The organism is Legionella anisa, from assembly GCF_001467525.1.
Classification (GTDB): domain Bacteria; phylum Pseudomonadota; class Gammaproteobacteria; order Legionellales; family Legionellaceae; genus Legionella; species Legionella anisa.
Genome location: NZ_LNXS01000036.1, coordinates 73,625 through 88,833, shown reverse-complemented (window position 1 = coordinate 88,833; position 15,209 = coordinate 73,625). Strand labels below are relative to the sequence as shown.

Here is a 15,209-nt window from a genome sequence, read left to right as displayed (position 1 = left end):
CTTTTTTCATTATTTTTTTACCATACCGAGCTGTTGCACAACAGGCTCGTTCCATGGCCCTGAAATTTTATAACTGTATGCAGATATTTTTTGCATGCTCTGATTAATAATTTTATTCGCGACCCAAGCTGCAACACCGGCTACAGGACCTCCAGCAATGGTTGCAACAACGGGTAAACTCGCCGTTATATGTGGAGATATTTTCAAGTTCAGGTCATAGGTATGTTTCACTAAGTCAAGATCCCCTTTCATACTTGCATATGCAACAGGACCATCGAGATAACTATCCTGTGTACCCATAATTCCTTTATTCACAATAAAGTTTCCCTGAAAAATATCAAAACTATAGCCTTGATGTGCCAAATCGCTAAAGTCCAATTGTAAGCGGCGAGGAATAGTCTGCAAACTTAGAATACTTAATAATTTACCTAGACCTAACTTTTCTTCTGTTTCCTTGCTTAAATGCGTAATTCTTCCGTTTTTAAGTTGTAAATACATAGTTCCTTTTAGCGAGGCAAGGGAAAACTGATACAAACTCTTTTTCCACCCCCCATGAAACTCCATATACCCTTTTTTTGCATGAACAGCAGGAGTTACATTCCAACGCTCTAAAGTTTTAGCTAAATTTGTGATATTCAGTTTTACATCAAGATTTGTCTGATTTACATTTTCTTTTTGAATCCATTCTCCCTCAACATTAAATTGATAGGCTGGAGATGTAATCTGGCAATAATCCACTTTCCACTTTTCATTGGTGGATTTACTCTTCAAGGTTACATCCCCCACTTGCACTTTACCCACAGACAAATTATCAACACGCAAATTAAGGTTTGGTATTTGATTTGGGTGCATTTGTGTCGTTTCAGCAAACTCTTTACTTGCCGCATCCATTTTATCCAAATTTAAATGGTACACATGACCGCTTAATTCATTGGTAGGTGTATGATAAGTTAAGTCAGCAGCAACATTTTCTTGCTGTAGATTAAACGACCAATCTTTACTCGGTAATATTTTTGCTTTAACTATAATTCTATTAAACTGCTGTTTCAAAAAACTGAATTTATCTATAGTGACATTAATAATTCGCAAATTATTTAATATAGATGAGCCTGCTTTTGCTGAAGAAAATTGACTGTATATATTTTTCCATTCCTGAAGATCAAATCCTTTTAAGATACCCACCACTGAAAGACCAGGTAATTTTTGATTTACGGCATTTGCACTGCCTAAACGCAACTGTCCAGAATCAAAGGCATAACCCTCTTTAAAATTTTTAAATAATAGATCCGCGCTTAAACGATTATCATAGTTACCTCGTAAGCGCATTGATTTTTTCGCATTGAGCTCAAGAATTAATTCCAGGGGAGTCTTTTCATTTGATTTTTTACCTAAAGGAGCAGGTAAATTAACATCCATCCCCTCCAAAGTACTATTAAAACTAATACTGTCTGCTTCGGAAGGTTTATCACTTAATTTTAATACTGCGTTCACATCTAATGAACCATCAACTAAAGCAAGTTGTGGCAATTTAAACTGGTTTTTCAAAGAATCAACAGTACATTTCCCATTGATTGTTATTGTTGTTGCAGGCATGGGTATCTTAACCGATTGAGCTTTGATGTTCATCGGATGTCCCAAGATTGTTGCAAACAGGTAACTATCTGTTATCCCTGTTTCATTAAACATCAACCCGCCTGATAAGTTTTGCACAGAAAACTGGGCTACTTCGTGATTCACTGTAATTGTATTATTTTTAAAGGTGAGATTCCCTTTAGCGAGTACATCATCATTTTCTGGATATAAAGGAACCTGTACGCTTAAATTGAGTAATGCTGATCCTTTAATGGATAGCATTTTTAAAAGCGTTAGCTTTTTCCTTAAAGGAGAAGCCATGACATAATTAATCATTTTTTGTACTGATGCATCAATTTTTCCAGTCACCAGCAAATTTTCTTTGTTTCTTCCAATATCATCGATGCGCAAATGCATTTCTTTTGTAGGTACACCCTGAAAATTAGCATGGACTATATCAATATTAAGATCACGGTTTTTTAAATGAATAAATCCATCAACTTCTTTTACAGTTTTCCATTTGGAGTTGATAGCTAACTCTCCGCCACTTGCATAACTGTCTATAATAAATTCGCCGGTATTGTTATCGAAAGGAAAATCTTTTGCCAAACCATTCACTCTTACTCTTCCGCTCGCATTAGCAATCTGTTTTACGTCATTTTTTAGCCAAAGGTACAACTTAGGTTTCATGTATTTTTTAGGTAAAAAAGGAACCCATTGTTGCCAATTTTTACCAGAAAATTCCGCACCAAGACGAATATGGCCCACAGATTGGCGAGTGACCTGATCTACCGCACCTTGCATACTTAATGTTAACTCTGGCTGGCTTACTACAAATCGTTCCATACTAACTCGTAAACCATCACTTAGCTCTTTCCAGTCAAAAGCGCCATTAAGTAAAGTTAATGTTTGCTCTGGATAACCACTGACATTTATCGAAGTATTTTCAGAGTCAAGCTCCAATCGTCCTTGTTCAGGTTGCCAGTTTATAACGCCTGAAAGATTTTTTATTTCGGGAATATTATCTTTGGCATCCCATCCTAACTGTTCAAAACGCGTTAAAACATAATTTATAGAATAGTCATCAATGGAAAAATCATTCCCTCTTTTTTGTGAGGTGTCGGTAGCATCTTGGGTTGTGCTTAGTATGGTCGGAGATTCTGATTGCAAATGCGTATTTGCAGTAACCGTGCTAAAAACCGGGATTGGAGGAATAACCGAAACATTGGTATTTAGTGAAACAAGAACCTGAGTATCTTTTAAGATTCCCTGTGGCTTCATAGCCAATATGTTCTGGATACTTTCAGGCCAGTTAATTGCATCAGAAAACAATGATTCAATAATGATTGATTTTACAAATAATAGATAACTTTGTTGTTCTTTATTGTATTTAAGCAATAATTTATTCTCAGGCCAAGCTACACCACCAATACGCAATTTAATTGGATCAGCCTGGAGCTGCCAGCCTAAATTGTCGGGCTTCCATGAGAGATTTGCAAAGAATGATTGGATAAGTTGACTGTTCTGATTATTCAGCAATCGCCAAGCCAGCCGCTTAAAGCTTATCTGTGCTTGTACTGAAGAAACTGCACCATGATGTACATCAAGCCATAAATTAATATTGCCCTTACCACCCTCAAAATGCTCAGTTGTCTTAGGAAAAAAATTTTGCCACTGAGCAGGTACTATATTTTTGGCTGAAAAATAAAATTGCCCTTCAATGTCCTTAAAATTGTCTGGATCAAAATACCCATCGCCTAACAGTTGAAAATTAGTACTGCTTGTTTGTGCAAGCCGCGCCTCTCCTTTAAACTTATAATGTCCACCGCGATTTGCTACCGATACATTTAAACCATTAACAGGAATCAAAGCCCCGTCGCTAAAATGGAAATAAGCTGAAACATGCTTAATAACTAAGTGTTCTTGCTGTGATAGCCAGAGCAAAATCTGTTTGGTTTTCTCTGGCGTCATCTCGGTACTATTTAGCGGATCGGTTGCAATACCATCAATAGACCAATGATTATCTTTTTCTCTCAAATTGAGATGCATATCATCAATAAAGAGAACTCCCGGTTGGATCTGCCAAGTCCATAATGATTTAAATAAGTTAATTCCGACTAACAATTTATTGATACGAAAATCATGCTCTGAATCATCTCCCAAAGTTACCTGATTTAATTTAAGAACAGGTTGAAACCAATACCATCCTGTTTCCATTGTTTGTATGGATACAGGTTGTCCTATAAGGGTTGATAAATGATGTTCTACTTCTCCCTTATATTCTTTTGCCCAGGGAGTTAGAGAGCGAAATATGCTGGATAAAACAGCCATAAAGATAATTAGGACAGCTAAAAGCATCCAAACTCTTTTTAATACTGTACTCACGCGTTGTGTTCTATTACTCATTGATTTTTTTACTATACCATTGCTTTTGCGCATACTCATCATTTTCTTTTTGTTCGATGCGCTGTAATTTGAGTTGTTCGCTCTTGTTAACCCGATCTACCAATTGGCTAACCCCTTCTTCAGAAATTTTTGTCTGTTTATATTTGAGTTCAGCCTTAGCCCTTATTTTTCCTAAATGAGCCAAATGTGCGTTTAATTGTATTAAAGCTGTATCCAAATGGCTAATAAAATCGATGCGATTGCGTAGTCGTGCAACTATTGTTCCTTGTTCACCAATTTTCTCAACTTGCTTAAGATAATCCTGTCGATAAGCGACTAACTGATCATGCTTTAACTTATTATGCTTAAATTGTTCCTGTGCTTTTAAAAGCTCTTGATATGCAGCATGAGTTGCTTCTTTTTTAATCTGTAAAAGCTGTTTTAAACGTTCCAATCGCTGACTCATCCATTAACTCCAAGAGATGATGCTAACTGCGATAACATATCCACACTTTCCTCATAAAGAACCCGTTCATTGATACTTTGCTCCATATATTTTCGAATTTTATCCCGAGATTGAATCGCCTTATCGAGATTTGGATCACTTCCCATTGCATAAGCGCCAAGCAATATGAAGTCCTTATTTTTTTCATACAGTGATAAATTCTTTTTGAATAATAGCATATCATTCATTTGTTGCTCAGATACTATGGTTTGCATTACTCGACTAATAGAAGCTTCCAAATCAATAGCAGGATATTGTCCTTCTTCAGCAATAGACCGACTTAAAACAATATGCCCATCCAAAATAGCCCGAGCTGCATCTGCAATAGGATCTTGCATGTCATCGCCTTCTGTTAAGACTGTATAAAATGCAGTAATCGAACCACTACCAACTTCTCCATTCCCAGCACGTTCGACGAGTTTTGGTAATTTGGCAAATACAGAAGGAGGATAACCCTTGGTTGCTGGAGCCTCACCTATAGATAGAGCAATCTCTCTTTGCGCCTGAGCAAAGCGAGTTAAAGAGTCTATTAGCAGGAGTACATGCTTGCCCTGATCGCGAAAATACTCAGCAATACTCGTAGCTACTTTAGCACCGTGTAAACGCATTAGAGGGCTTTCATCTGCAGGTGCCGCAACAACAATTGCGCGCTTTAAACCCTCTTCACCTAAATTCAATTCGATAAATTCCTTGACCTCTCTACCACGCTCGCCAATCAAACCCACAACAACCACATCAGCTTTGGTAAAACGAGTCATCATTCCTAACAAAACAGATTTTCCTACTCCTGATCCTGCAAATAATCCGATTCGTTGGCCACGCCCAACAGTAAGTAATCCATTAATTGCGCGTATCCCTACATCTAAAGGTGTATCAATAGCCGCTCTTTTTAAAGGATTAATTACGGGACTAATTAAAGGATATACCTCATTTAACTCAAGAGGAGGACCTTCGTCTATAAGAACTCCAGAACCGTTTATAACTCGCCCTAATAATTGAGCGCCGACTTCAACCTGAGCAACACGCCCAGTTGGGGTAATAATCATTCCGGGAGCAAGACCCTGAATCGCGCCAATGGACATCAAATATACGCGATCTTGGCTAAAGCCAACTACTTCAGCGTCAATTGTACGTGACTTATCAATAGTAATAAAACAACGCGCACCAACAGGTTGATTAAAGCCTTTAGCTTCTAGTGTAAGACCAACAGCCCGACTTATGCGACCACAATGTAATAATCCTAAATGCTTTTTTTCGCGAATTTCAGGCAGTATTTTGATTAGATGTGACTCATAAACTTTCATCTACTCACCCTAATTTTGCAAAGGATCAATCAGATCGTGAGTAACATACTTTGTAAACAAAATGGCTAAACGGGTATATACTCGCGCATCTAATTCACTATATTCACCTTTTAAATAAAAATCTCCTCGATTTAATAAAGGATCTGCTACCAAAATCTCTTGCAAACCAGGTATCTCTTTTTCACCAAATTCATTTTTGACCCAGGTAACATCTTCTGGATGCATGGCTAGCACTTTATAGGTTTGTAGGGAAGGCAATTCGGATTTGATGGTATTGAGTAAATCGTTTAATTTATTAGGATTAACGGATAATTCCACGCCAATACAATGCTGAGCCACCCAAATTATTGTTTGAATTATTTCCTGAGTAACCTGTTCATCCACAAGTTTTATCGGTTTTTGCAGTAGGTCAAACCAATATACAAACTGTTTTCTTTTTTCATTAATTTCAGCCTGTGCTTGTTGTATGCCTTCTGCATACCCGTTTTCTCTAGCTTCCTGTTTTAAACGCTCACACTCAGCGAGAAAACGCTCCTCTTCATTAATTTCAACTTTTGCTTCATTATTTATAATCGATTCATATCCCCAAGCACTAAACTCACTGTTATTTTCTTTTTTCTTTAGGTAAGGCTCGAACTCATCCGACATATACTTATCATCCCTGAATAGGTTAAATCATCTCATCCCCAGCTTTGGAGCCTAGTGCAATCTTACCATCTTCTGCAAGATTTTTTGCTATAGCCAGAATATCACGTTGAGCACGCTCTACATCAACTACTTTAACAGGGCCTTGTAACTCAATATCCTCTCGTAATAAATCAGCACCACGTTTGGACATATTAGAGAATATTTTTTCCTTAGTAGGCTCAGTAGTCCCTTTCAAAGCCAGTTTTAATTGCTCAGGTGTCACATCACGCAATAACGTTTGCATGCTTCGATCATCCATATCCACTAAATTCTCAAAGACAAACATCTTATCTCGGATTTTTTCGCTTAACTCTTCATCCCAATCTTTAATTTTATTGAGTACTTCCTCTTCCATAGCACCATCAAAATAGTTAATTACATCAGCAACACTCTTAATGCCTCCTACTGAGGCAGATTTACTTACTTTCTGACCACTGAGTTGTTTCTCTATAACTTGCCCTAACTCTGAAATGGCTTCCGGTTTTACTGTATCAATATTGCACATACGTAATAATACTTCCGAGCGCTTCTCCACACTAAAATAACGCACCACTTCAGCCGCTTGTTCACTATCTAAGTGGATTAATATTGTTGCAATAATTTGTGGATGCTCATTACGAATTACATCAGCAATTAATCGACCATCTAACCATTTTAAACGGTTAAGCCCACTGTCTTTATCAGAAATCAAGATTCGATCAATAAATGGAGTCGCTTTTTCTAATCCCAAAGCTTCAATGAGTACGGTACGTAAATAATGCTCTGTATCTACCGTTAAACTGGTTTGCTCCCCAATAGCATTAGTAAATTCGACGAGCACATTCTCCATTTTCGCCTTGGTAACATTACTGAGCGTCGACATCGCGACCCCCACCTTTTGTACTTGTCTCGGCTCGAGATGTCTTAATACTTCAGCAGCATTTTTTTCACCCATACTTAATAGCAAAATGGCTGCACGTTCTATCCCATCCATAATTACCCCCGATCAACCCAATTTTTAACTACCTGTGCTACGCGCTTGGGTTCCTTATCAACAACCTGGCGTAATAAATTTAACTGCGATTCATAATCATTCGCTTCTTTGATTGAAATTGTTCCATCATAGGTCAAATCTGCTATAGCTTGCTCATCATTCGCTACACCTCTGGCATTGCGATTACTGGCCAATGTTTTTAGCATGGGTCTTAGCACCCCAAAGATTAAAGCCAAAACAAATAAAGCAGCGGCCGTTTGCTTCACTATGGACCAGAAAATATCTTTTTGCCAAAAACGCTCTTCAGGTATAGCAGCTATAGGATCAGGTTTAACAAAATCAGTATTGATTACATTTAAACTATCGCCGCGTTGAGCATTTAATCCAATTGCATCTGCAACGAGTATTTTAATTTGCTCTATTTCCTTTTGCGTCAAAGGAGTTTTAGACACTTTTTTAGTTTTCTCATTCATTACCGCCCTGTTGTCTACCAAAACTGCAACAGAGAGTCGTTTAATCGTTCCGGGTTGATTTTTGGTATGACTAATTGTTTTATCCAACTCAAAATTCTTAGTACTTTGTCTACGCAAATCCGTGGGTTGATTAGTATCTGATGCTGTCTGTGTCTGCTGTGGTGCATTTGGTGGTACATTTTTAGGTGGGGCATTCTTGGGATTAAGAGCAGGATTAGCTTGTGGTGTATTAGATAAAGTACCAGGGACTCCCACTGCTTCATTTGAAACATTACGCTTCTCTTCCATGGTTTGTTCACTACGCAGAGAAGGCAGTTCGGGATTAAACATTTCTTGTGTTTGTTCGTAACTGGTAAAATCTATATCAGCAGAAACTTTTGCTCTAACCCGGCCATAACCAAGTATTGGTGTTAAAATATCTTGAATTTTTTGAGCGTATTGATGTTCTAAATTTTGTCTGTAATCTAAAAAGCGCTCTGTATCTGTAAAAAAGGTTTGCCCACCGCCTTCATTTAACAACTGTCCATCCTGATCGACAACCGTTACCCGACTTGCAGAGAGATTTGGAATGCTGGATGCAACCAAATTTACAATTGCGGCAATTGTATGCTTTTTAAGTTCCAAACCTGAATAAACATCCAGGAAAACAGAAGCGCTAGGCTCGTGGGCATCACGAACAAAAGCCGACTCACGTGGAATTGCTAAATGAACTCGGGCTGATTTAATATCATTGAACTTGCTTATAGTACGAGCAAGCTCAGCCTCTAAAGCTTGCTTGTAACGTGCGTTTTCCATAAATTGACTGCTGTTAAACGCATTAGAGCTGGAGAAAAGCTCTTCCGAACCAGCAGGATCACGAGGTAATCCTTCCATTGCCAATTTAAGACGTACATTTTGCAGATTATCGGCTGCAACCATAATCATACTATTGTTATTATCAATCTTAAAATCAATACCATTACGCTCAAGAGCAGAAACCACTTCAGCCGCATCACGCGCATTCATTTGCGTGTATAAAGGTACATAATTCGGATCACGAGACCATAAAACAACTCCTAATCCGATTGCAATGCTTGCAGCAATCCCCACGAGTAAACCAATTTGCCGCGCAATAGAAAGATTTGCAAATTTTGCTGCTACTGTTGATGCACTATCAGCCAATGCCATATCAAGCTCCTAATTATACTGGCATATTCATAATGTCTTGATACGCTTGTACCACTTTGTTGCGAACTCGAACAGTAGCCTCAAGCCCCAAATTGGATTTTTGGGCCTCTATCATTACCGCCCCTAAACTCACGTTAGGATCTCCCATTTCAAAACGTGTTTTTAAAGAGTCTGCGGATTGATTTAACTCATTGACTTGATTTAATGCTTGTTGGAATACCGTACCAAAAGGAGATTGATTTGTTTCTGTTTCAATCACTGCTCCTTCAGCCTTGGCAGACATTGTCTTTATCTGATTTAGCAAATCAACTGTATTAATATTACTCATATCCTTATTTACCTCATAATTATTTGGCGTTTTATCCCTTTTTCTGGTGCCCTAATATCACCATAAACTGTCATTGCATCAATGATGATACAATTTTTTATACTGTATACCCTTCCTCACGCATTTTTGCTAATTTATAGCGTAATGTTCTTTCACTTACCCCTAACAAAGATGCTACTTTCTGCCTATTTCCTTCATTTTCCAATAAAGTTTTCTCAATTAATTCAAATTCATGAATTTGTAGATTTTTACTGTTGGCAAATGGAGTAGTTTCAGGAACCAAGGTTGCATTTAATGACAATTGTAAATGCTCTGCCTCTATAATCCCTTGAGTTTGTAAAACTAATGCTCGTTGAATCACGTTATCCAATTCCCGCGCATTCCCAGGCCACGGATAAGCTAACATCAGCTTCTGAGCTGCTGGACAAATCACTGGAATCACAGGTTGCTTATGCTGGCAATGCTTACGAATCAGATAGTTAGCCAAGGGAATTATGTCATTCTTTCTTTCACGTAAAGGGTGCCACTGCAATGGGAATACATTCAAACGATAAAACAAATCTTCCCTAAATCTGCCCGCCTTCACTTCATCCTTAAGCTGTCGGTTGGTCGTAGCCAGAATGCGTACATCCAAACTAATTGTTTTATTGGCTCCAATTCGCTCCACTTCTTTTTCTTGCAAAACTCGAAGCAATTTAGCTTGTAAGCTTAAAGGCATTTCACTCACTTCATCAAGAAGCAAAGTGCCACCTTGTGCCTGCTCAAACTTTCCAGCCGTTGATTTATAAGCCCCAGTAAATGAACCTTTTTCATAACCAAATAAAGTGGCCTCGAGCATTTGCTCAGGAATTGCAGCACAATTAATCGCAATGAAAGGTTGCTTTTTCCGAGGTGAATGATCATGAATAAAATGAGCCAAAACTTCTTTACCTGTGCCACTCTCTCCACTAATCATCACACCAACATCTGATTGTGCCACTTTTAATGCCATAGTCAATAAGGCCTGACTTTTAGGATCCTGCGCAATGGGCTCTCCAGTATCTTCATCAAACTCCACTTTAATGTATTGATTTATTTTTTCAGTTAACACTTGAGCACTAAACGGCTTTTGTAAATAATCCACCGCACCATTATGAAGGGCACTCACTGCATCTTGTACTGAACCATAAGCAGTCATCAAAATTACAGGTAGCCCAAGTCTTCTTTTTTGGATCTCAGCTAATAGCTGATTTCCATCGAGCTCATCCATGCGAATATCTGTTAATACCACTGATGGATTATGAATTTCGAGAAGAGCCAAAGCTTCCCTGCCATCTTTAGCAGTAATATATGTATGGCCAGCAATAGTCATTGTTTCAGCCAGCGCTTCCCTTAATACTGGATCATCTTCAACGATTAAAACATGACTCATAAAAAGTCCTTTTTCTAAGTGTTATAAAAAGGATATCATCCGGGGCACAGTAAAGCGTCTCCTGAATTTATTTTAAAAGCTTTAGCAGGAAACACTTCAACATGCTCAGGATGACGACTTAAAATATTACGGCAAAAACAAATTAACTTGAGTTCCTACTCCTTCTGTAGACTCCAGACTCAACTGACCGCCGTGTGCTTTTACTACAGCATAAACAACCGCCAAACCTAAACCATTTCCTTGCGCCTTTGTAGTATAAAAAGGGGAAAAAGCCTGGTTCTTTACTTCCTCAGTCATTCCTTTACCATTGTCCTCTACTGATATTTGTATACCTGAATCATCCATAGATGCAAGTGTTAAATTAATTTCTGTTGCATCCGACTGCAATGAATTGATCACTAAGTTCAAAACAGCACCAATTAATGATTCTGCATGAACTAATGACTCACTGGAAATCAGCTGATTGTTCACATTGAATGTCACATTACGAGCTAAAACATAAGGCTGAGCACGTTGTACCAGCAAAGAACACCAATAATTCATATCCATACGTGTCGGCTCTATTGTAGTACCTCGCGCAAATAACAATAAATCCTGAATTTGCTGCTCAATGCTGGTATGACACTCTTGCAATCGATGAATCCAGTTTAGGGTACGCACATCGAGATCAGGAAGATTATTCAAATGTTCTGTATACAACATCGCTGAAGCCAAAGGAGTTCTGATTTGATGTGCGAGCTGCGCCGTCATTGTACCAATTGAAACCAATTGTTTTTCATTTTCCTTAGCTTTCTCATAATCTCGTGTAGCAGTTATATCAGTTAAACTCACTAGGATGCCCGGTAAACTGTCTAAGGTTGCGATCGCTACATGGACACGACGGCCGTCAGCAAGAGAAACTTCATGACCATCATCAGCTCGAGGAACAAAAGCACGTAAAATCACATCCAACCATAATGAATCGAATAACCCATATCCCAACATTGCTTCAGCAGGTGGGTTTAACCATACGATGCGTCCTTGAGAATTGATGATTACTAAAGCGGTTGGTAGGCTGGATAAAATATCCCACTCTGAAAGAGGTATTTGCGGTCTTACTGCACATGTTTGGTAATTAGAATAATGCATACTGGATGAAATTATTATAATTAATAAGATGACTGTAACAAATTTAGAATAAAATGAAAATACATTTAAAATCATGCAATTAATCTACACTCAATTTTTTCTTTGTTTCATTTGATATTATGAATAAATTTATGCATAATGTACTTTTATTTGATATTATTATCTGAACATGCTGCTAACACGTTTACAACAAATGATGGTGATGCGCTACCTGGACACTGTTGTCGAGGTTGGTCGGAGTTATTTGTAAACAGCGCGAACAAAACTAATCCTCTCCAATACCAGTGTCCAGGTTTCGCGATACTGGTTCTTCAGCTTCAAGCCAATACAAAGCGCTCAAATTAAAATTTTGCGGTAAAAGTTTTAGATTCTGCCTGATGAATGAGTTTATTTTGAACAACCACTGCTCATTCTCTTTATCTAAATGCTTTTTTTGCCGAATTTAGCCATAAGTTAACTAATAAAATTAATGAAATAAGTAATTAGTTGGCATTTTGGCACTGAATTAGGGGATTATTATGACAAAACGCAAATATGAATTTTCTAATAAACTTAAAAGAAGTAATTCAATTCTCAACCTCAATGGAGTGAGATACACTCCAATCCGGGGTAATCCAGGTGGATATACTTCCATCAACAGATTTTTTGGCATAGAAAACAAGCCCAGTTTCATTGTTAAAAAACCTAGATATAAGAGCGGAGACAGTAAGGAAGTTATTAATTTTTATGCAACTACCTATGAAAAAGAAAAAACAATATGGAATACAGTATACCCAGAAAAAAAAGCAGAATTATTTAGGGATGAACATGGCCGGATTCGATTGGTTTTACCGTTTTTAAATGCTTCTCCAGTCAGTTATAGTCTAATTGCTTATCATGATGATCCCCTAGCATATTGTCACCAAATACTTGCTATTGTGGATGAGGTGCGTAGATTTCATAACTTGGGGTTGCGTCATGGTGACTTGAAGCTGGACAACATTTTGATAGAAAAAAAGGAAGATGGTACTTTTAAAGCGTACTTAGTAGATTTTGGCGATGTATACAAAATATCTAATTCCGATCATGAGGATCCGAATTGGATTCCTCGCGATTGTAATGCATTAATTCTTAATTCTTTAACAAGTTGTATCACTGGTTTACGCAACCGCCATTCATTGTTTTACAGTTATACATCTCTTGACTTGATCAAAAAAGAATTATTAGAAGAAATAGAAAAACTAAGTGGAGAGGATAAATTGCACTATAGGTCATCATTATAGGATATAGCCTCAGTAAAGTGCACTGCTTGTAGCCTGGGTGAAGCGCAGCGTAACCTGGAGATTTGCTGAACACCCAAACCCGGGTTACGCTGCGCTTCACCCAGGCTACGATTCCTGCTTTTTTTCATCCAATGATTTTAAAAAGTCTAACTTCTCGGCAATCTTTATTTCCAAGCCACGATTTACTGGTTTATACCAACCTGGCTCTTCCATCCCTTCAGGTAAATAATGTTCTCCAGCAGCATAAGCGTGGGGTTCATCATGGGCATAACGATACTCTTTTCCATGTCCTAGTTTTTTCATTAAACGAGTAGGAGCATTGCGCAAATGAATGGGCACTTCTCGAGATTTATCCCGTTTTACAAAATCCATAGCTTGGTTGAATGCAACATAAGCAGCATTACTTTTTGCAGCAATTGATAAATAAATGATTGCTTCTCCCAGAGCAAGTTCTCCCTCAGGAGAGCCCAATCTTTCGTAAGTAAGTGCAGCATCATTTGCAATTTGAGTAGCACGGGGATCGGCTAAACCAATATCCTCCCATGCCATTCTTACAATACGCCGTGCCAAATAACGCGGATCCACTCCCCCGTCTAACATACGGCATAACCAATAAAGTGCTGCATCAGGATGAGAGCCACGCACTGATTTATGCAGCGCAGAAATTTGATCGTAAAAATTATCACCACCTTTATCGAAACGTCTCACCTGCTCTGTGAGTGAATTCATAACAAATTCTTTAGTCACATGTACATTATTCATTGTGGTACATGCTGCATGCAATTGCTCAAGGCAATTTAATAATCGTCGGGCATCCCCATCAGCAAATCCGATAAGCATTTCTACAGCATCATCATCAAACTGGATATGAGATAAAACAGTCTTATATGCTTTTTGAAACAAATGCTTTAACTCTTCATCAGTCAATGACTTTAAAACATAAACCTGGGCGCGTGATAACAAAGCTGAATTTACTTCAAAAGACGGATTTTCAGTAGTAGCTCCTATAAATGTCACCAAACCTGATTCAGTATAAGGTAATAAAGCATCTTGTTGCGCTTTGTTAAAACGATGAATTTCATCAATAAACAATAAAGTATGTTTACCATGGGTCAGATTTTCCTGAGCTTTTTCAACTGCGGCACGAATGTCCTTAACGCCGGAGAAAACCGCTGAAAGCGCTATCCATTCGCAGTCAAAAGCTTCAGCGGCAATACGGGCAATCGTTGTTTTACCAACTCCTGGCGGTCCCCATAAAATCATTGAATGAAGTTTTTTTCCAGCAAAACTAAGTCGTAACGATTTTCCCTCTCCCAATAAATGGCTTTGCCCAATTACTTCATCCAGACTTTTGGGTCGTAAAAGCTCTGCTAATGGTGGTGTAGGCATCGTCTTAAATAAGCTCATTGGCGAACCACATCAACCCCTTTTGGCGTTTTGAATTGAAACAAACTAGTGGCCAATTTAGGATTTAATTTGATTTGCGATAATTGGACAGTTGTCACTTGCCCCAATTGATCATAAAGCTCCAGCCCAGTTAAGGTATTTTGGCGAAACATCAGTTTTATCCGTTGGAAGTTTGCTTTAGGAGATTTTGATTTCAAATCAAAAACAATCTCATTACCCACATTACTTTGAGCAACCTTAAAATCTCGAGTTACAGTATCGTCGTAACCACTCAAGAATAAAGCAGCAGTACCCCCTAAACCTTTTTGTTGCGCTTTAACAGTTACTTGCTCTAAGTCCTTATCATAGACCCAAATTTTTTGACCATCAGCTACCATTAACTGCTCCATAGGTTGTGTTGTCTGCCACCGAAATCGACCAGGTCTTTGTAATGCCATAGTCCCTGATGAACGAGATACTACTCTCTTTTTCGCTTTTACTGTTTGCTTAAAAACAGCTGTCATTGAGCGAATGCTATTTAATTTGGTCTGCAATAATGCATCAGGTGTTTCACAAAATCCTGCGATAGAAACACTCAAGAGTAATGCAATTAATATTTTTTTCATTG

The 15,209-nt window shown here is 38.2% G+C and carries 12 protein-coding genes; 1 reads left to right on the top strand and 11 read right to left on the bottom strand.

The features are described from left to right. Positions 1-9: 9 nt before the first annotated feature. The 9 genes from Lani_RS12760 to Lani_RS12720 form a co-directional block, all read right to left on the bottom strand. Positions 10-4,011: a YhdP family protein gene (locus Lani_RS12760; RefSeq protein WP_019233100.1), complete on the bottom strand. Its 4,002-nt coding sequence runs from the start codon at positions 4,009-4,011 to the stop codon at positions 10-12. Then, positions 3,971-4,423 (bottom strand): flagellar export protein FliJ, encoded by a 453-nt coding sequence (gene fliJ, locus Lani_RS12755; protein ID WP_019233101.1) that lies wholly within the window; start codon positions 4,421-4,423, stop codon positions 3,971-3,973. Before fliJ ends, Lani_RS12760 begins: the two co-directional genes overlap by 41 nt. Further along, the gene (gene fliI, locus Lani_RS12750) at positions 4,420-5,766 is read right to left on the bottom strand and encodes a flagellar protein export ATPase FliI (protein WP_019233102.1); all 1,347 of its coding nucleotides are present in this window, start codon (positions 5,764-5,766) and stop codon (positions 4,420-4,422) included. Before fliI ends, fliJ begins: the two co-directional genes overlap by 4 nt. Positions 5,767-5,775: 9 nt before the next feature. Beyond that, on the bottom strand, positions 5,776-6,414 hold the full coding sequence (locus Lani_RS12745) for a flagellar assembly protein FliH (protein ID WP_019233103.1): 639 nt from the start codon (positions 6,412-6,414) through the stop codon (positions 5,776-5,778). Positions 6,415-6,436: 22 nt separating this feature from the next. Continuing rightward, positions 6,437-7,426: a flagellar motor switch protein FliG gene (fliG, locus tag Lani_RS12740; RefSeq protein WP_019233104.1), complete on the bottom strand. Its 990-nt coding sequence runs from the start codon at positions 7,424-7,426 to the stop codon at positions 6,437-6,439. Positions 7,427-7,428: 2 nt separating this feature from the next. Next, positions 7,429-9,066, bottom strand: a complete 1,638-nt coding sequence (gene fliF / locus Lani_RS12735; RefSeq protein ID WP_019233105.1) for a flagellar basal-body MS-ring/collar protein FliF — start codon at positions 9,064-9,066, stop codon at positions 7,429-7,431. A gap of 13 nt (positions 9,067-9,079) precedes the next feature. After that, entirely contained in the window at positions 9,080-9,394 is a 315-nt protein-coding gene (gene fliE, locus Lani_RS12730) for a flagellar hook-basal body complex protein FliE (protein WP_019233106.1), read from the bottom strand. Between the two features lie 97 nt (positions 9,395-9,491). Next, positions 9,492-10,805, bottom strand: coding sequence for a sigma-54-dependent transcriptional regulator (locus Lani_RS12725; RefSeq protein ID WP_019233107.1), 1,314 nt, complete (start codon positions 10,803-10,805; stop codon positions 9,492-9,494). 126 nt (positions 10,806-10,931) lie between these two features. Further along, on the bottom strand, positions 10,932-11,933 hold the full coding sequence (locus Lani_RS12720) for a sensor histidine kinase (protein ID WP_040522283.1): 1,002 nt from the start codon (positions 11,931-11,933) through the stop codon (positions 10,932-10,934). 518 nt (positions 11,934-12,451) lie between these two features. Between Lani_RS12720 and Lani_RS12715 the strand changes: the two genes are divergently transcribed. Continuing rightward, positions 12,452-13,195 (top strand): lipopolysaccharide kinase InaA family protein, encoded by a 744-nt coding sequence (locus Lani_RS12715; RefSeq protein ID WP_019233109.1) that lies wholly within the window; start codon positions 12,452-12,454, stop codon positions 13,193-13,195. 105 nt (positions 13,196-13,300) lie between these two features. Here the strand turns inward: Lani_RS12715 and Lani_RS12710 are convergent, their stop codons facing one another. Together Lani_RS12710 and lolA are read right to left on the bottom strand one after the other, a co-directional pair. Further along, complete coding sequence (locus Lani_RS12710) at positions 13,301-14,602, bottom strand: replication-associated recombination protein A (protein WP_019233110.1); 1,302 nt, start codon at positions 14,600-14,602, stop codon at positions 13,301-13,303. Further along, positions 14,599-15,207: an outer membrane lipoprotein periplasmic chaperone LolA gene (gene lolA, locus Lani_RS12705; protein ID WP_019233111.1), complete on the bottom strand. Its 609-nt coding sequence runs from the start codon at positions 15,205-15,207 to the stop codon at positions 14,599-14,601. Before lolA ends, Lani_RS12710 begins: the two co-directional genes overlap by 4 nt. Between the last annotated feature and the right edge of the window lie 2 nt (positions 15,208-15,209).